Here is an 18202-nt window from a genome sequence, read left to right on the forward strand (position 1 = left end):
TCGTGTGACGGCCATCCATTCGGAGCTACTACGCGTAACGTTGTCACTATTCGGTACAGGCATTGATGGCTTCGCAAATGCATCGCCGCGCTCAACATATTCACGGATTCCATTAAACTCGTAGTCATCTGAGACGTATGGCCCCTTGGCTATGCGCCCCAGTACACTTTTGTAGGAGGGCCATTTCGGGTTTACGCCCGAGCGCTCGCACTGAATTACTTCTTGGTCCATGGTTCCACCTTAAATTCTGCTACACCTGTTTTACTGGGGGCGGGAACACCGACTTTGACTGTTACACCTTGAACTTTGGCTTTTCCTGAATCCAACGCCGCTTGCAAAGCATCGCGTAAAGCAGGATCAGAGTCTGCAATTAATCTATTACCCAGCCACCCCTCCAACCGCGTCCTCGGGTCCCCATGCGGCGTACCGGCCTTACTCACACCATTCACCGAAGACTTCGCATCCATCACCACCACGGTAATCGTATCGCCATTGATCGCCACCGCGCAGCCATCGCAGCCGTGGTTGCTACTGTTTTGCAGAGGTTTGAAATTGAGGCCGGTTTTCTCGTTAAGGGTTTGCAGGGCCAGTTGCTCGCCCAACACCCCATCATTTACAAGCGAACCGGTCTTCCAATTGGGAAGGTGCGACAGCGGGATACTTTCAAATGTCTGCCCAAACAGGTCTTCAACCGAACTGAGCTTGGGGGGGCTTATTGCATCAGGGATAACCTGGCCCGTCCCTTTTGGACCAATCCCGCCGCTAAAATCCCCAGCGTTCTCTACAACAACCTCATTAAACGTAGTCGTAGTCGTACCCGACGTATAACCATCAGAAAGCCTTCCGCTAAACTCCCCCTCAGCGCTGAACCATGGAGGCGTACCCGCCGAGCCCTTCGCCGCCACCTCCAACTCAGCCTTGGCAACCTTGGCCGTAACCTTCTCCGCCAGCAAGGCACCACCCTTCACCAGCCCGGCGCCATCGGCGAGAACGCTCGCCATATCAATCAAAAGCTTACCGGTTTCAACCCCGGCCAGGTATGAACCACTGGCCCCGGCTTCTTCGTAGTGCATCTGCAATTTATCAAGGCGGTCGATGTACGATTGCTTGACCGAATCCCAAACACCACCGCTCTCGACAACGGATTTCAGGGCCCTGATGGTCTCTGTAAAGTTACCAGCCGTGTGCACAATGCTGTCGATGGATTCATTCAACCCAATAGCCGCACCTGAGAGTGCACCTGCTGTAAAGACGGCATCCTGCGAAATATCGATTGCCAGCCACTTGGTAGCGGTGCCTGTGCGGCATCCCGCACCCGGGCAAGCTGCCATTTCCGCATCACGCTGAGCTTTCTGCCCCTCGCTCAGATAGTTGTTCTGAACCGCATTTGTCACCGCCTGCGCGCCCGTGACCGCCCCACCCAGATCGCCTCCCGTAACCCCCCCGGCCAATCCCGCAGCCAAACCGGACAACGCCGACACGGTCTCCTTCTGATCCTGCGTCAGATCCGCCGTTGCCACACCCGGATACATCTGGTGCGCAATGTACTCACCCGTCGCCGCGCCAGCACCGCCGGCCAGTGCCGAGTTGCCTTGCGCCTGCGCTACCACCGCGCCCAGTACGGCATGCGCCATGGTATTCAGCGCGGTATCGTCCCCGGTGGTTTTCCTGATCACTTGTGCCAGGTACGGCGCCGATGCCCCCGCAATAGCTGAGCCAATATCGCCCCCCACAAGGCCTTGCAATGCTGCTGTCACCGCCTGTGCTACACGGGGGTAATTACCGCCGACCCCGTAGTCAGCCATGATTCGTTGATAAGCGTCAGTGGCAATGAGTTGTTGCTTGTAGCGTTCGACGTCTTCTTTATTGGCATCTTTTTCAGGTTCCTTGATGCCACGCTTATCAAGTTCAGCACGCGCCTCTTTATCGGCATTAAGCTGACCTTGGGTCCGAACGATATCGACCGTTTGCGTACCAATGTCCGCAATAAGCTGCACCTGCCGCAGGCGTTTCTGCTCTTTCTCCTTATCGAAAATCGGGCTGATGCTGCCGTTGGCGTGTTCGACGTCGTGGCTGAGCGTGGCGACGTCCTGCTGCTGTTTGGCAGGGTCGCGGATGTCGAGGGTGCCGTTGGAGATGGCCGATGAGGTGGTGCCGCTGTCGCTGTCGCCGTGGTTGAAGGCGATCAGGGTGCCGGTGGGCATGTTGCTGATGAAGGCGCCGGAGCCATCACTGCCCGTGCTGACGCTGGCGCTTTGCAGTTTGCTGCTGTACTCGGCCTTGTTCTTCAACACACTCCAGCCGAGGGTGCCGGTGCTCAAACGGTTTTTATCTGGCGTGGCGGTGCTGGCGATCACGCTGCCGTCGAGTTGAGTGTGGTTGCCCACGTCGATCTGGTAACCGCCCTTGCCGGCGAACAGGCCGGTTTGCTCCTGCACGCTTTGGTATTTGGAGTCGAGCTTGCTTTTGCTGACGCTGAGGTTGGCGCTGCCGCCTGAACCGATGATGGCGTAGCTGACGCCGGCGCTCGCATCGGTCTGCTTGGACTTGTAGTTGTCGGTGTCTTGCAGACTTTGCAGCGTGAGGTCGCGACCGACGGTGGCGGCGATTTTGTCGGCGCTGACCTGGGCGCCTTTGAGGGTCGTGTCGCGCCCGCTGGTCAGGTTGATCTGGTTGCGGCCGTCCAGCAAAATAGGGGGCTGAACACTATTCTTCTACAAAAAATAAATCATATTTTTAAAGAGCAACTCTGATGAACTCTAAAAAACGCAAAAACGTGGTCTGACCCCCTATTCCACTATTCCACACTCCGATAGCCAGAGTAAGTTTTGACGTAAATAAATTCCTTGTTGACTCCTGCATCCGCCCTGGCTGTTTTCACGACATCGTTCATCTGGATTCCTCAGGGTCAGCCCTCTACTCCCCAAAACCTGACCTTAACTCCCTTACCTCAAAAGCGGAGCTGGCTACTTTAAACCCAACGTTAGTCTAGACAAAACATCTTTTTTATCAAATTGAAAATGTAGAGTGTAGCTGCCCATCTCATATTTCACCCAGCGATCAATATAACCAAGTAGCATATCCAGCTTCCCCCCACCCAAAGATGAAGGCGTGCCTAATAGATGAATCACTTTTGATTCTGAACTATCAGGAGGAACTGGCAACTGCCCCTTAAACATTGAAAACCCTTCATCCGCCCTAGTATAAAAAACGACCTGGTCTACTCTGTTGTTTTCTAACAAGAGAAGAATACCCGAGCTAAAAAATGAGTAATACCTTCTATCGCCTAGAACACCCTCTTCAAAATTAGGCAACTCATTAAGAGTTTGAGGAAGGCGAACGAATTTACTATCCGCCTCCGAGCACCCTAATACTTCAACAAAACCATCCCACGTCCGCATCACTTAATCACCCCCGCCTGACGATTTCTATCAACAATTTTCTTTATTGCTTCATCAACTAGCTTGGGATCATAACCTCGCTCTAGCATGTTAATCCTCAACGCATCTGTATCACGACATACTGCACCACAAAGATCCAGTGAATCTTGCTGAACCTGAGCTGCTGTATTCTTCCCTCCATAGGTTGGCCCCGCCTGGTGAACATCTTTCGGAACTTCCACAGCGGTGGCATTTTGATATAGCATTTTTTCTTCTGCTGGAGTCAGTTTTCTGCCCAACTCATTTTCCTTCGCTTTTCTCAAAGCGGAGAAAGACGGAATGTGATCATGTTCTAATCCGTCTCCAACAACTTCCCCTTTTTTAAGATCCTTATATGATCCGACATCAAGAGGCTTAACATTCTGAATCTCATTGCTGGCGTTGCTAATCAGCTTCGATGCTTCGCTGAGATCGCCCCTACTCAGCGCTTTCCTTGCCATTTTCAGGGTAGCAGCAGCAATCCGCTCACCCGGTATAAGAGCCGCTGATGCCTCCAAATAGTCAAGCGCACTTTCTGCTTCTACAACACTTTTGATTGTACCAACCACCGGCACAAAATCAGCTCCCTGCAATAGGGTAGCTTTCAGTTCCTCACGTCGCTGATCATACATCTTGACCGAGCAGGCCTCCGCGCTCATCCCGGCACAATTTTCTTTTTTATACTGCTCGTTTTGTGCTTCGACACGATCTCCAGCCAACTGCTGAGGTGTCTTGCCTGCCGCGAGTGCTTCAGCAAGGTCACTGAGCGAGTTGTTCTCTACCGCATTGCTTCCCGCTTGCGCCCCGGTCACCGCCCCACTGAGGTCACCACCAGCACCCGCCCCAACCAACCCTGCGGCCAAGCCCGACAGCGCAACCACCGTCTCTCTCTGCTCCTGCGTCAGATCCGCCGTTGCCACACCCGGATACATCTGGTGCGCAATGTACTCACCCGTCGTCGCGCCAGCACCGCCGGCCAGTGCGGAGTTGCCTTGTGCCTGCGCTACCACCGCGCCCAGTACGGCATGCGCCATGGTATTCAGCGCGGTATTGTCCCCGGTGGTTTTCCTGATCACTTGTGCCAGGTACGGCGCCGACGCGCCGGCGATGGCGGAGCCAATATCGCCCCCCACAAGGCCTTGCAATGCTGCTGTCACCGCCTGTGCTACACGGGGGTAATTACCGCCGACCCCGTAGTCAGCCATGATTCGTTGATAAGCGTCAGTGGCAATGAGTTGTTGCTTGTAGCGTTCGACGTCTTCTTTATTGGCATCTTTTTCAGGTTCCTTGATGCCACGCTTATCAAGTTCAGCACGCGCCTCTTTATCGGCATTAAGCTGACCTTGGGTCCGAACGATATCGACCGTTTGCGTACCAATGTCCGCAATAAGCTGCACCTGCCGCAGGCGTTTCTGCTCTTTCTCCTTATCGAAAATCGGGCTGATGCTGCCGTTGGCGTGTTCGACGTCGTGGCTGAGCGTAGCGACGTCCTGCTGTTGTTTGGCAGGATCGCGGATGTCGAGGGTGCCGTTGGAGATGGCCGATGAAGTGGTGCCGCTGTCGCTGTCGCCGTGGTTGAAAGCGATCAGGGTGCCGGTGGGCATGTTGCTGATAAAGGCGCCGGAGCCATCACTGCCCGTGCTGACGCTGGCGCTTTGCAGTTTGCTGCTGTACTCGGCCTTGTTCTTCAACACGCTCCAGCCGAGGGTGCCGGTGCTCAAACGGTTTTTATCTGGCGTGGCGGTGCTGGCGATCACGCTGCCGTCGAGTTGAGTGTGGTTGCCCACGTCGATCTGGTAACCGCCCTTGCCGGCGAACAGGCCGGTTTGCTCCTGCACGCTTTGGTATTTGGAGTCGAGCTTGCTTTTGCTGACGCTGAGGTTGGCGCTGCCGCCTGAACCGATGATGGCGTAGCTGACGCCGGCGCTCGCATCGGTCTGCTTGGACTTGTAGTTGTCGGTGTCTTGCAGACTTTGCAGCGTGAGGTCGCGACCGACGGTGGCGGCGATTTTGTCGGCGCTGACCTGGGCGCCTTTGAGGGTCGTGTCGCGCCCGCTGGTCAGGTTGATCTGGTTGCCGGCGTCCAGCGTGGTCTCGGTCCAGGTGGTGCCGTTGCCTTTTTCGTTGCCTGTGCCTTTGTTGGCATTGGCGAAGATACTCAGCCCGCCGCCGTCGGAGCCCACGCCCAAGCTGATGCCCACCGCCCCGCCGCTGCTCTTGTTGTTGCCCTCGAGCTTCTGGTCGTTGGCTGCCGCTTCCAGGCGAATGTCGCGCTCGGCGGCCAGTTGCATCTGGTTGCCGGCCTGCAGCTTGCTGCCTTGCACACGAATATCACCCGCGTCCCCGGGCGTGCCGTTGCCGTCGGCCACGATGGTGAGGTTGTTGCCGGCGGTGAGGCTACTGCCCTGGCTGAGGGTTTGTTCCTGAGTCTGTTTGGACTCGGACTTTTGTGAGCCCAGGGAGAGGCTGATGCCCACGAACTGCGCGACGTTGCCGCTGTTGATGCCCCCGTCCTTCTGCGCCGCCTGCCACGCCTGCACACCGGTCAAGCCGGCCTTCACGCCTTGCAGCGCCGACAGACGAGTGTCGTCCTCGTTCTTGGCCTGTTTGGCGGTCTGGTATGCGCTGTCCACCGCGCTGCCCACGGTGCCGGACAACGCCAGGGTCAAGCCGCTGGATTTGCTCTTGGCGGTCTGCTCACTGCGGTTGTTGTTCTCGGACGCCAGGATGCTGACATTCTGCCCGGCCAGGCTGATGTCCTTGCCGGCCACCACGTCGGAGCCACGTACGGTCAGGTCCTTGCCGGCCTGGATGTTCACGCTGCCCAGCACGCTGCCAACATTGCTGGCGCGGGTGGTTTCGGTGCTGCTGGTGGTGGTGTTTTTGTTGCTGCTGGAGCCTAGCGTGACGCCGATGCCGCCGGTGCTCAGCAAGCCCGATTTTTTGACCGAGGACGAATGGCTCTGCTCGAAGCTTTCGGTGGCGCCGTCGATCAATACGTTGCGCCCGGCCTGCACGCTTGTGGCGTGGGTGGACACCACATCGCTGGCCGTGGTGCCGATGTCTCGACCGGCACGCACCACCACCGTGTCGCCGCTGATGGAAGAGCCTTGCTGGGCGATCTGGTTGCTGCTGTCGATGCGTGTCTTCTGGCTGCTGGAGAGCAACCCGTTGCTGGTCTTGGTTTTGCGGTAATAGCTGTAGTCGCTGTTCTGCGCGGCCTTCAGCGCCAGGTCATTGCCGGCGTACAGGTACGCTTGCTGGCCGGCACTCGCGCGGCTGGCCGTGGCGATCAGGTCGTTGCCGGCGCTCAGGGACAGGTCGCCGCCCGCCACCAGCGAGGTGCCCACCTGTTGAACGTGGTCCTCTTTGCTGGTGACCTTCTTCGAATTGGAGGCCGAATGCTGCTCGTTGGTGACCGCGCCGAGGTTCACATTGCCCGTCGCCGCCATCGCCAAATCACGCGTGGCATTGAGCTGACTGCCCACCGCGCTGATATCGCGCCCCGCCACCAGATGCAGATCACGGCCCGCCTCGACCACCGAGCCCTGCTGGGCGAGGGTGCTGAAGCTCGAGCGGCTGCCAATGTTGCCGCTGTTCAGGGTTTGCGAAGCGGTGACGTTGATGTCGCCCTTGGCCTGAACGATGGTATCGGCGCCGCTCTTGAGTGCGCCGCCGACGTTGTTGATATTGCCGCCTGCTTGCAGGGTAAGCGCGTTGGCCGACTCGATGCGCGCGGCGTTGTCGACGAAGTCGCTGCGTTCGGTGCGGTAGCCGCTGGCGCTCTGGTGGGTGGTGACGGTACGCTGGTTGAGCAGGTCGGCGCCGGCAGCGAGGTTGACGTCGCGGCCGGCGAGAATGCCGCCGCCGCGGTTGCTGAGGGTGTTGCCGCTGAGCAGATCGAGGCGCCCGCCGGCTTGCATCAGGCCGCTGTTGGTGAGGTTGCCGCCGGCGTTGGCGAACAGGCTGCTGGTGGCGCGCAGGGTGCCGACGTTGTTGAGGTCGGCGCCGGCCATCAGGCTCAGGTCGTTGCCGGAGATCAACGCGCCGTTGGGCGCCAGGCGATTGTTGGCCTGGGCCAGGTACAGCACGGGCACCAGCACTTGTTGGCCGGCGACGGTGGCGTTTTCCAGCCAGACAATATCGTGGGTCAGCGCCGCGACCTGCTCGGCAGTGAGGCTCACGCCCACGGCCAGGTTGAGCGCGGTTTTGCTGGCGACGGCGTTGTCCATCAAACGCTGGTACAGGGCGGCATCGCTGGTCAGGCCATCAATGAACCGCTGGCCGGTGCGGGCAAGCACGGCTTGCTGGATCAAGCGTTGTTCGTAGAAGCCGTCACCCAGACGCTTTTGTGCCAGGTCCGGGTTGAAGCCCAGCTTGGCCAGCAGGTAATCCGAACCCAGGAACTGACGCATGTCGGTCAGCGCCGGGTTGGTTTCGATCAGGTACTTTTGCGGGTTGGCCGCGAACTGGCTGCTGGGCAGGCCGCTGGCGCTGGTGCCGTCGTTGAGGTGAAATAGGCCGTTCTGCCCGGTGGGCAAGCCAAAGCCCGGCAGGCCGAGCGGGTTGACCTGTTGCTGGGCGACATCCGGCGGCAGTTGCGGGTTGAGGCTGACCAAGGTGGAGTAACCCGGCGCGCGGGTGTCGGTTTTGATGCCGCTGCCCACGTAGGTGTAACCACCGCGCACCACGCTGTTGTCGATGCCGGCCTGGGCTTTCACATTGACGGCGCCGCCGGCCTGGATCACCGCTGCGTAACGCTGGTCGGAAGGCGCCAGCTCGGTGGTCTTGAGGGGCACCCACTCGCGCTCCATGGTGCCGATAAAGGCAGCCATGGCGGCTTCGACGCCGCTCATGTCGTTGGGGTCGTAATTCGCCCCGCCGATGGAATAACGCTGGTTGAACGCGGCCGCAGGCTCGGCCCAGATTTCCGGGTGACGGCTGCGCTCGGAGGCAAAAATACGTTCGCTGAGGGTGTCGTGGGTCACCAGGCCCACGTTGTTCAACTGATTGACGACGGCGGTCAGGTTGCCGCCAGCGGCGATGCTACTGCTGCTGTTGAGCAGCTCGCCACCGGTCAGCAGCATGTTGCCGCCCGAGGTGATGCTGGACGCCGCGCTGGCTTGCGTCACGATCAAGTGCTCACGCTGGGCAATCAGGTACGGGCGGTTTTCCTTGCCGCCGTCACAGTCGCCGCCCGTGACATTGAAGATGCATGCGGTAGGCGTGATGGAAGCGCTGTAGATGCCCGATTCACTGGTGAGCAGCGTGCGGATGTTCTGAAGGGTGCTGGCGGCGAGGGTCAGGTTGGCGTCGGTCTGGATCGTCGAGGAACTGTTGACGATGCTGTCGGCGAGGCCGCCCTGGCCGTCGCGGTCGATGCGCAGGTTGCCCAGGGCATAGATGTTGGCGGCGAGGTTTTTCAGGCGCTCGACGCGCAGGCTCATGTCGCCGCCGCTGAAGATCAGGCCATTGTCATTGAGCAGGCTGGCGGTGGTGACAGTTGTAACCCCGCCGCTGCCGAGGGTGCCGAGGTTGTTGACGGCTGCGGCGCGCAGGCTGAGGTCGGTGGCGGCGGTCATGCGGCCGCTGTTGTTGAGCGTGCCGCCCAAGGTGAGGTCGAGGCTGCCGTTACTGGCCACGGTGCCGGCGGTGGTCCAGTCCTGGCCGCTGCCCACCAGCCGGGTGCCGGCCAGCAGTTTGCCGCTGGCGGTCTGGTTGAGAGTGCCGACATTGACGGTCAGGCGCTCGGCCTGGATCGTGCTGCTGTTGGTCCAACGGGCTTTGTCGAGGGTCAGGTCGCCGTGGCTGACCAGGCTGCCGCCAACCTCATCGAGGTTGATGCCGCTGAGGTCGAACACGCCGCTGCCCACATGCAGCACGCTGCCGCCGGTGTTCTGGAACGAGCCGGCGGCGAGGCTCAACCCGCTGTTGGCCGCCTCCAGGGAGCCACTGTTGTTCAACAGGCCGCCGATGACGTAACGCGTTTGACCGGCGCTCCCCAGTGCCCGCATCTGGGCGCTATTGCTCAGGCTGGCGGCACTCACATCCAGCGTGGTGGCGCTCTCGATCAGGCTGCGGTTGTTGAGTGCGCCGCGCAGGCTGACGTCGATGGCCTGGCCGGCGATCTGCCCGGCGTTGTCAACATCGCCGCCACGCAACGACACACGATTGCCGGCGAACACCGCGCCGGTGCCGTTGCTGAACTGGCCGGCGTCGATCAACACGTCCCCGGCCCTGGAGGACAGCCGACCACCGTTGTTGTCCAGGCTGCCGGCGCTGAGGGTGAGGCCGGCGTTTTCGCTGTGGATCAAACCGTTGCTGCCGTTCTGCAGCAGGCCACTGGTGGTGACCGTCACGTCGTCGTTGGCGGCCAGGGTGCCGTTGTTCTGATTGTCGAGGCTGTTGGCGAACAGGCTCAGCAGCCCTTGGCTCGCGAGCTTGCCGCCCTGATTGTCGACATGGCCGGCGCGCTGGATCAGCAGCGGCCCGGCGCTGGCCAGCTTGCCGTTGCGGTTGATCAGGTCACCGAGCAGGTCGAGGGTGATGGCCGCGCCGCTGGTGAAGCTGCCGACGCTGTTGTCCAGGGCCTGGCCGTGCAGCGCGATGGCGCCGCTGCTGTCGATCGAGCCGCCGGCGCTGTTGTCGAGCAAGCCGCTGACGTTGAGGGTTTGCGCGCCGTCACTGGAGATAATGCCGGCGTGGCGATTGTCGAGCAGGGCCGTGTTGACCACCAGCGCGTTATCGCTGAGCAGACGGCCCTGGTTCTGGTTATCCACAGCCGCCGCGTTCACCGTCAGCGCCTGTTTGGCGCTCAGGGTGCCGCCCTGGTTGTTGAGGGTTTGGGCGGCCGTGGCGGTGAGTGCGCGGTTGGCGATCAGCGTGCCGGTGTTGGTGATGCGCTGGGCGTTAAGGGTGACGTCGCCGTTGGCATTGCGGGTGTTGTCGGCGTTGACCCCGGCTTCGACGATGCCGTTGTTGGTCAACTGGCCGTTGCTGGCCAGGCTGATGCTGTCGCGGGCGGCGAGGGTTTTGCTGTTTTTCAGCTCGCCGCGGGTTTGCGCCTTGAGCGTGCTACCGGCGTAAACCGCGCCTTTGGTCTCAAGGCTGGCCGCGTTGATGTTCACCGCGCCGCTGGCCGCCGCCTGGGCCATGCTCAAGTGGCCGTTGGCATCCAGCTGGATGTCTCCGCCGCTGGCGGCCAGCGTGCCGTCGAGCTTCACGCCCACGCCGGCTTCGGTGCCCACCAGCTTGATCGCGCCGGCATACATGCCGCCCAGGGCCGACGAGTCGATGGCCAGCTCGGGCCTGGCGCTGCCGTCATCGGCGCGCGGGGTGGCGTTTAAGGTTTTGGCGTCGACGTCATTGCGCCCGGCAATCACGTTCAGCTCGCGTGCATTGATCTGCGCGTTGATTTTGGCGATACGGGTGATGATCTCGAAACGGTCGACATTGCTCGCGTTCAGGCCTTGGCCGTCGATGGTCACCGCGCCGCCGTCGACCTGATAGCGCTGCAACTGGCCGCTGGCATCGAGCACTGGCTTGCCGGTGGTCAGCGTCACGTTCGGCGTGTTGATAAAACCGCAGCCGCTGCAGGTAACGCCATACGGGTTGGCCACGATCACCTTGGCCGACTGCCCCGCCACCTCGGTGTAACCGCGCAACTGGCTGGGGCTGCCGCCGTTGACCTCGTTGAGAATCACATTGGCCGCGCCGGCCTTGAGGTTAGGGTTGCCGACAATGATGCCGCCCAACTGCGTGTTCTGCAGCGGCGCGCTGGCGTTGTTGAGGATTACCCCATTGGGGCCGACGTTGTAGTCGCTGAACTGGTTATGGGACAGGCCGCTGCCATTGGGCGTGGCGATATTCACCACCGGCACGCCATTGCCCGCCTGGCCGACCGTAGTGCCGGGGCCGTTCACCACAATCCCCTCGGCCTGGGCCAGCAACGGCTGCCAGAACAGCACGTTGGCCAGGATCAAAGCCAAGCCACGTTGGCACAGGCGTTTCAGGGCAAAAGCGGGGCGAGCGTCCATATTCAAAATCTCAAGGCGACGGGGCGATAGAGACTGTTCGATCCGTCGAAACTTATTGGGTAGCACACAGGCATCGAACTTGCCGGGTTAAGTGCAGGGCCGAGCGACTGGGCACGCAATTTTTTGATTAATAACAACTTCACATCACCGTAAAGATGAAATTCCGGTTGTTGGACGGGTTATTCCGACAAGCGGCAGCTGTATTGAGGGCAGTTTGTTTGAGCGCGGATCATCAGTTGCCATTATTTAGCCAGCAAACTGCCGTCGAGATAGGTTAGTACCGGGAAGGTTGGAAAAGTTCTTGGGGGGATTGTGAAACGGGTCGCAAATAGTGGAAGTCCCGTGACGCGACCTTTGATGCCTTGCGCGGGTTTGATCGGGCGGCTTATAGTCCCGCCGTCGCTCAACAGAGCGATGGGATTTGGCGATCCGTAAACGAGTGCAAAAACGGTCTGCGTTTTTTTTGCAGGCATTTTTGCACCCGCAAAGTCGTGTTATGGCGGCTGTGCGCGGGAGACCTTCGGGTCTGCCGGTTACTCGTTTCCGGTTCGCCAACCTGCGCACAGCTGCCACCTGACTCGTTTGGCGACGATGGGGTGATGGCTTTCATACCATCAAAACGAGACTTCACATGAATAGATACATGCCTCTTACCGGCCACGACTGCACCGTCCCAGCCCTGATTATCGACACCCAGGCACCGCTGGATGTACTGCACGACGCCGCCGTATACCGCATCCGCGCTGTTACCCAATTGCTGGAGAACCTGGCGTTTCGCGATCAATTGAGCAGCGATGCGGTGGTGCTGCAAGATTTTGCGCAGTTGCTGGCAATTCCGCTGCGCGATGGGTGTGATGTGTTGGATGTGATCAGTCGCAGGCTTAATGGGGATCCGGCCTGAGTGAAAGTCGGGCGGCCGTAGTGTCGCCCGTTTTATGCGTGAACTGCACGACTGAATAATCTGTGCCCTGTCGCGTGCTGCGTTATCAACTTAGGCAGCACACCCGCCTCGGGGAAATAATAAAGTTCTGCCTTTCAATAAAATGGACTTACGCTTTCCGTCATAATTTCTATTGTTTTAAATCAGCCATTAGCTTCTCTATCGCTAATTCGAAAGCATGTTGCAAAGCGCCACGGAGAACTTCAGGGTCTGTTGCGTACTGCTGAGGTGTGTACGCCAAGGTATTTCCGTCACTGAAAGCTGTGATCGTTTCGAAATTCCTCCAGACGGCCATGTCCCCGCGCTTCATGGTCGCAACAACGCCAACAGTGGGATAAAGCTCTGAGCTATAATTTTTCAGGGCAAAGCCCCACTCCGATATGACAAATTCCATATGGGCGTCCGCTCCGCTGCCGTCTGGAACAATCTTGAATAATTGCTCAGCTGTGATCCGAGCCTCCAATTGCTGCTTAAACAATTGCCCCGGATCTATTTGATTGCGCTGCAAGTTCAACAAAATTGCCTGACGAGGACTTAAAGCCCCGCCATCTGCTACTTTCGCGCCCATTGCCAAACCCGCGCCAGCCATTGCACTGGTTGCGACTTTGGACGCACCCGACGCCATTCCCACAGCCACCCCGGTACCAGCACCCAGGCCTGCGCCCCATGCCTGATCCATGCTGGTGTACTTGAACTGCTGTTCAGGAAAAGAGGCAGGCAAGACAGCGAGAGTCTTAATCTTTTGGCGGTTCTCAATACTCAGGTCTTTGGTGGCACAACCACTCAGTAGAAATAACGTACAAAAAGCGGAGAAAAGAATTTTCATTTTTTATATTCCTGAATATCTGAAAGCTGAAATACACCAATAGCAACTCGATTACATTATTGCTCACTATCAACAAACGCAGCCAACTTCAAAAGAAAACCAGCTTCTCCAATCTCGCCGATCACTCACTGGATTGCCGTTGCGGAAGGGACCAATAAGCAGCCACCCATGTAGATATTCCTCCCAACACAAAACTCAAAAATACAGGAAACATATTCCTCATCACTCCATATCCTTCAACCTTACCTATAAAGAAAAAAACAATACCAAACATCCATGCAGCCGAAACAGTGGCGGCTACAATTGATACTACCCAGTGCACATTAGCTTTACGCTCAACCTTGAGGAAAACAAGTGAAATTGCTAATGCTAATGCCGGAAAAAGAAAGATCAACTGAGCCATTATGGGCACGGTAACAAAAAGTGAGAAGACTTCCGCTCCTCTCACCTCTCCAATTAATGATGAATTTCCAAGTACAGTAACCATTATCGAAATTAATATAAAAGGCACAGCTACTAATCCCGAAAAAAGAGGGTATAGCAGGAATGCGAAAAAAACTTTTATTCGAGGATAGGCGTTTAACGTCATGGTGCAACTTCCTGGTTGATGTCACAAAATATTAAGTTGCAACCAAAATCAAAACTGATCTTGTAATTAACCATAGTCACGTTTTCGTTGACAACTCACATTGTTAGCTGGGATTTTTTCTCGTTTTTTTAGGACCTCCGGTGTGAAATAGAGTCACGCAGCCATTTTCCTGAAGATATTATCTAAGTGACCAGTTATGAATCCTCAAAAATCTGCCAAGGCAACGGGATTGCGATCAGCTAAATCATCAATAATATCGTCTGCAGCCCAACGCATAATCATGTCTTGCCCAGCAGCGTCCTTACAAATAAATAAATCACTTGATAAAGAACCATCGATTACAGGAGACGTCTTTATGACTGAGTGTCATTAGGCCCCTATAACCCTCATAGGGAGTCGCTCAATAAAATCTTTCACCATCTACCCAATAAATACTAAACACTCTAACAAGCTATCTCCCTGGCGCTTGGACAATCATAGCGACCTCATTCAATACTTCTTCCTGATTGCAACACTGGAGATATTGACCTGAGCGTTCTAACCTTTAAAAGGTACAGATTTATTTAATAGCTTTCCCAGCGCAAATTTAAATAAGTCCACACCCCTTTTCTTTATACCTATCACACAAAAAAAACAAAGCAACTTTTTAAATTATTAATTTCATATTTCCATGAAACCACCTTACTTTCCGAAGATACAAGTACCGAATAGCGGCAATCCCTGATCCAGGTTATGTAGTAGCGCGTCCCGCTGCTTTCTTTTACTACCCTATCGAACGTTTTTTCTTTGTTAGCGGGGGACCAAAATGGCTCAGTACATGTATGGGGCGTGCGCGAGCAAATGCTGTATACGTGAGATTCAAAATTGGTACCTACCATCCATCTTTACTGGATACCCACGCAGACCATGACGGCGCGCAACCCGCAATCAGAAATACAACTACCATTATTACGCTAATTTCGTTCACGTTTTCTCCCCTTTTCTCAAATAAACCCACCCCTTTTATATAGCCCTCCTCTTGACACAAACCAAATTGACAATAACCCACATTCAAAAAATAACTTTCACATTTTTACTCACGGATAAACGAAATTCGTCTTTACTTGCCCACCAACATCATAACTCATCACAAAAGAACTCCAGTTCTCACCCCGCGATGCTGCGCTAGCCTTCAACTCCTTAATTAATCGATACAAAACAGCACCATTGAAATCAGTTTGCGGCTGTTCATTTACCACGCCATTTTTCTCAATGGAGATTTCTTCGATCATGTATCCATCGCACACCTCAGTCTCATACTTGAATGCATCATAATCTTCAACAATTCCTGACTGAAGCAATTCAAAAATACTTTTAACAATTTCTATATCTTTGGTAATCATTCTTTATGCTCCGGTATTCTGCGAGCTTCATTTTCAAATCGAACAGTTTGACGCTTTCCATAGATTGTATAAGTAACATCCAACGTATCAGGGCGCAACGATCGAGGATCTTCGCGATTAAATTTTATAGTTGTCGGCCCTACTACTTTATTTGGATCGTTCAAAGCGCTCTTGATTTTGTGTTCGTAAAACACCTTATACGCTGAGCTATTGAAGTTCTGATCTTGGGCGAATAAGTTGTAACCATCGCATGTCCCCCCCTGACTACACGCTTGTGCGTGTCCGCCTACATCAGTTTCTCTTCCGGTCTTCCCAGCAGCAGTTTGCATCGCGTCCCGTGGAACCTTGATATCAACCGGGGTGAACGTGAACTCTTCGGCTAGACCTCAACAAAAGGGGACAGATTTATTTAACACGATTTTTAACTCTTTAAATAAATCTGTCCCCTTTTCTCCATTTTGAGCTCTGTCAATCCATAATTCTAAGCTCTGAGAGCAAATTTAAAAATTCAGTTTCTGTCAGCTCAAACTCTTCCCCTTCGTCCATTGCCATCAATGAGAAAAGTATTCGATCCATCGGAGGAGTGATTTCTAATCCATGGCGCTGATAAATTTCAAACGCAAATTTAGAAATCCTAAATACGTCGAACCCTGCGGATAATTTTTTTCAAGATCATTAGCAAGATCATTTTGTGTGTACATTATTTCCCACTCTTCAATTCTGCACCTGTAGGCGGATAATGCTGCGCACTCACAGATTGCCCATTAATGCTCTTTTGATGCAATTGGAAGGAAATTTAATTCGCAAACTTCATAATAAAAAATGGGCGGTTTTCAACCGCCCTACTTGAGAACACCTAAACCCAATCAAAATAGGTAAGTTTTTAAAGAGCGCATATATAAAATTAACAACCTAGACATCTTCAATCAAATTGTACCATCTAAAATCTCTTGAAAATCATCATCTAAATCGCCGAAACCAAGTTCAGAATCAAGTACAGTCAACTGTTCTGTCGTTACTATCAACGATTCGAGAACTGTCTCAACAATATTGATATCAATTTTTCTTTCATAATAGTTTTCAGCAAACTTTTATAGGTAACAGCACCTTCTTGGAAGAAACCCATAAGCTGAAGCCGCTTCAATTTATCCGGTAATGCCTGCCATGAGCTTTGATTAATTTCCCTCCAGAAAAAACTTGCATTATTTTTGAAAAATGCTAGTTTATCTTTAAAAGCTCGAAATTTTCGGGCACGTCATCCAAATACTCGTGCGGATTCGACAATGGATTTTCATCTAGAACTTTACCTACAGCTACTTCACAAGTAAAGTGCATAAAATATTCCCCCCCCTCACCGTTCTTCATGGATGCCATCATCTCTTCACCCATCCCAATTATAATTGAAAGAAAAGTACTTGCACTCCCGTTGCGGCATATTACCGCGTCTAGTAATGCCAATCCTTGAGCAGTTTTTCTGACCTTCTAAATCGAAGGCAGGTTTTTTATAACTTTAATTAAATTACCCATTAATTCCGCCTTTAAACAAATGATCAAATAAAGGTCGACGCAGTTATTTAAAGCGCTTTCCCAGCTCAAGTTAAAAAATTTGTCCTATTTTGCACTTTTTGCCTTATTTAAAAATGAGGAGGAAAGATTTATGAGGCTTTTTTACTGTCACCTCGAACTCGAATAAATCTGCCTCCTTTCCTCGGCTCTTACCCGTTCAGACGACGATGATGTCACCGGAATCCAAATATATCGAATAAGACTCATAACCATCTGCAACATCCGGCTCCATAGTAATTTTCGCTCCCGTGCTGAATATTATTTGTAATGTATCAGGCTCGACTTCCTCAACAGACTCAACGTCCATTAATAAAAAATCTAATAAAGGCGCACTGGTAGACGAGTCATTAAATTCGCGCTGCCCCACGATGTCGTCAATTTCATATTTCAACCCGGCTTCTACACAGAATGAAACTTTATAGGGCGACACACCAGCGAATGTCTGCGGTCTTGAAAAATCAAACCTCGTGATACGCACGCCAAAACAAACCATTTCCAGATAACAGCCAGAAAGCAGAGAAAAATCAAAATCATCTGACAAAGTGCTCATACGTCCCTCTAAATTAATCTATAAACGTTCAGCGACGAACGGGGGGTGAAGAATCAGGAGGAAGCGGAATATGCGTGTCTCCCTGACCGATCCCAGGCTTCCCAGTCGCAGGATTCATCGGCTGCTTCCCTGAATTTTGCCAGCGCCAGTAGCCATTCTCATAACCTGGAACAGATGACGATCCAGGGGGCATAACCCGTATGTGCTCTCCTTTCGCGGGATCTGTCCCTTGCGGATAGTAGACTTCACCGCCGCTTTTACCCGGTTGACCATCACATCAATCGTCTGGCTAACCGTGTTCTGATCTATCTGTTTGATATCTGGACTTGCCCCTACAAAACCGGACACCAACTCCCCGTCAAATTGATGCTGCTGCCAAGCGCCTGAACTCCCTCGGTGAGCGATAGTTCAAGGCGCTGTGCGGATGCTGCTCGTTGTAATGCTCGAAGGCAATTGCCAGGTTGCGCAGCGCCGTTTCTCGATCCGGCTTGGGCATGTGCGCAACGTAGTCACGTTTGATCGTCTTCACGAAGCTCTCGGCCATGCCGTTGCTCTGCGGGCTGCGCACCGGGGTGGTCACCGGCTGCAAACCGATCTGTCGAGCAAACAGGCGTGTCTGTTCGGCGGTGTACGCCGAGCCGTTGTCGCTTAGCCATTGAACCGGCGTTGCAGGCAGTTGATCACCGAAGCGTTTCTCTACGCTCTCCAGCATCAAGTCGCGGATGTCATCGCCGCTGTACCCGGTCGGACTCGCGACCCAGCCGATGGCTTCGCGGTCACAGCAATCCAGGGCGAAGGTCACGCTCAGTTTGGCGCCGTCCTCACAGCGGAACTCAAAGCCGTCCGAGCACCAACGCGTATCACTGGTTTGCACCGCAATACGACCCTCGTGCC

Annotated in this window: 10 protein-coding genes; 1 reads left to right on the forward strand and 9 read right to left on the reverse strand. The window is 54.8% G+C overall.

Annotated features, from left to right (window positions below; genetic code table 11):
* Positions 1 to 215 precede the first annotated feature (215 nt).
* From TU75_RS19655 to TU75_RS19660, 3 genes are all read right to left on the reverse strand, one after another.
* The gene (locus TU75_RS19655; RefSeq protein WP_060549825.1) at positions 216 to 2690 is read right to left on the reverse strand and encodes a VENN motif pre-toxin domain-containing protein; all 2475 of its coding nucleotides are present in this window, start codon (positions 2688 to 2690) and stop codon (positions 216 to 218) included.
* A 276-nt stretch (positions 2691 to 2966) separates the two neighbouring features.
* Positions 2967 to 3401 carry a DUF6392 family protein gene (locus TU75_RS26835; RefSeq protein ID WP_082630484.1) on the reverse strand — a complete coding sequence of 145 codons (435 nt, stop codon included), beginning with the start codon at positions 3399 to 3401 and terminating at the stop codon, positions 2967 to 2969.
* The gene (locus TU75_RS19660; RefSeq protein ID WP_231981875.1) at positions 3401 to 11455 is read right to left on the reverse strand and encodes a hemagglutinin repeat-containing protein; all 8055 of its coding nucleotides are present in this window, start codon (positions 11453 to 11455) and stop codon (positions 3401 to 3403) included. Before TU75_RS19660 ends, TU75_RS26835 begins: the two co-directional genes overlap by 1 nt.
* Positions 11456 to 12098: 643 nt before the next feature.
* Between TU75_RS19660 and TU75_RS19665 the strand changes: the two genes are divergently transcribed.
* Positions 12099 to 12356, forward strand: a complete 258-nt coding sequence (locus TU75_RS19665; protein WP_060549826.1) for a hypothetical protein — start codon at positions 12099 to 12101, stop codon at positions 12354 to 12356.
* A 169-nt stretch (positions 12357 to 12525) separates the two neighbouring features.
* Here the strand turns inward: TU75_RS19665 and TU75_RS19670 are convergent, their stop codons facing one another.
* The 6 genes from TU75_RS19670 to TU75_RS19690 all read right to left on the reverse strand — a co-directional run.
* Positions 12526 to 13221, reverse strand: a complete 696-nt coding sequence (locus tag TU75_RS19670; RefSeq protein WP_015373464.1) for a hypothetical protein — start codon at positions 13219 to 13221, stop codon at positions 12526 to 12528.
* 121 nt (positions 13222 to 13342) lie between these two features.
* Entirely contained in the window at positions 13343 to 13810 is a 468-nt protein-coding gene (locus TU75_RS27420) for a hypothetical protein (protein ID WP_141719196.1), read from the reverse strand.
* Between the two features lie 1076 nt (positions 13811 to 14886).
* Positions 14887 to 15192 (reverse strand): hypothetical protein, encoded by a 306-nt coding sequence (locus tag TU75_RS19675; protein ID WP_015373463.1) that lies wholly within the window; start codon positions 15190 to 15192, stop codon positions 14887 to 14889.
* A complete protein-coding gene (locus TU75_RS28640; RefSeq protein ID WP_141719197.1) occupies positions 15189 to 15521 on the reverse strand; it encodes a DNA/RNA non-specific endonuclease in 333 nt (110 codons plus the stop codon). The genes TU75_RS19675 and TU75_RS28640 overlap by 4 nt, the downstream gene beginning before the upstream one ends.
* 1394 nt (positions 15522 to 16915) lie before the next feature.
* Positions 16916 to 17308: a hypothetical protein gene (locus TU75_RS19685; RefSeq protein ID WP_015373461.1), complete on the reverse strand. Its 393-nt coding sequence runs from the start codon at positions 17306 to 17308 to the stop codon at positions 16916 to 16918.
* Positions 17309 to 17666: 358 nt separating this feature from the next.
* The coding region (locus TU75_RS19690; protein ID WP_156422780.1) for an integrase core domain-containing protein at positions 17667 to 18202 on the reverse strand (536 nt) is incomplete at its 5' end.

Origin of the sequence: Pseudomonas poae, from assembly GCF_001439785.1 — a bacterium.
Classification (GTDB): Bacteria; Pseudomonadota; Gammaproteobacteria; order Pseudomonadales; family Pseudomonadaceae; genus Aquipseudomonas; species Aquipseudomonas poae.

Bases quoted from the DNA above. Each gene is read 5' to 3' on its own strand.
- TU75_RS26835 (WP_082630484.1), bottom strand. From the start codon at position 3,401: ATGCGGACGTGGGATGGTTTTGTTGAAGTATTAGGGTGCTCGGAGGCG.
- TU75_RS19660 (WP_231981875.1), bottom strand. From the start codon at position 11,455: ATGGACGCTCGCCCCGCTTTTGCCCTGAAACGCCTGTGCCAACGTGGC.
- TU75_RS19665 (WP_060549826.1), top strand. From the start codon at position 12,099: ATGCCTCTTACCGGCCACGACTGCACCGTCCCAGCCCTGATTATCGAC.
- TU75_RS19670 (WP_015373464.1), bottom strand. From the start codon at position 13,221: ATGAAAATTCTTTTCTCCGCTTTTTGTACGTTATTTCTACTGAGTGGT.
- TU75_RS27420 (WP_141719196.1), bottom strand. From the start codon at position 13,810: ATGACGTTAAACGCCTATCCTCGAATAAAAGTTTTTTTCGCATTCCTG.
- TU75_RS19675 (WP_015373463.1), bottom strand. From the start codon at position 15,192: ATGATTACCAAAGATATAGAAATTGTTAAAAGTATTTTTGAATTGCTT.
- TU75_RS28640 (WP_141719197.1), bottom strand. From the start codon at position 15,521: ATGCAAACTGCTGCTGGGAAGACCGGAAGAGAAACTGATGTAGGCGGA.
- TU75_RS19685 (WP_015373461.1), bottom strand. From the start codon at position 17,308: ATGAGCACTTTGTCAGATGATTTTGATTTTTCTCTGCTTTCTGGCTGT.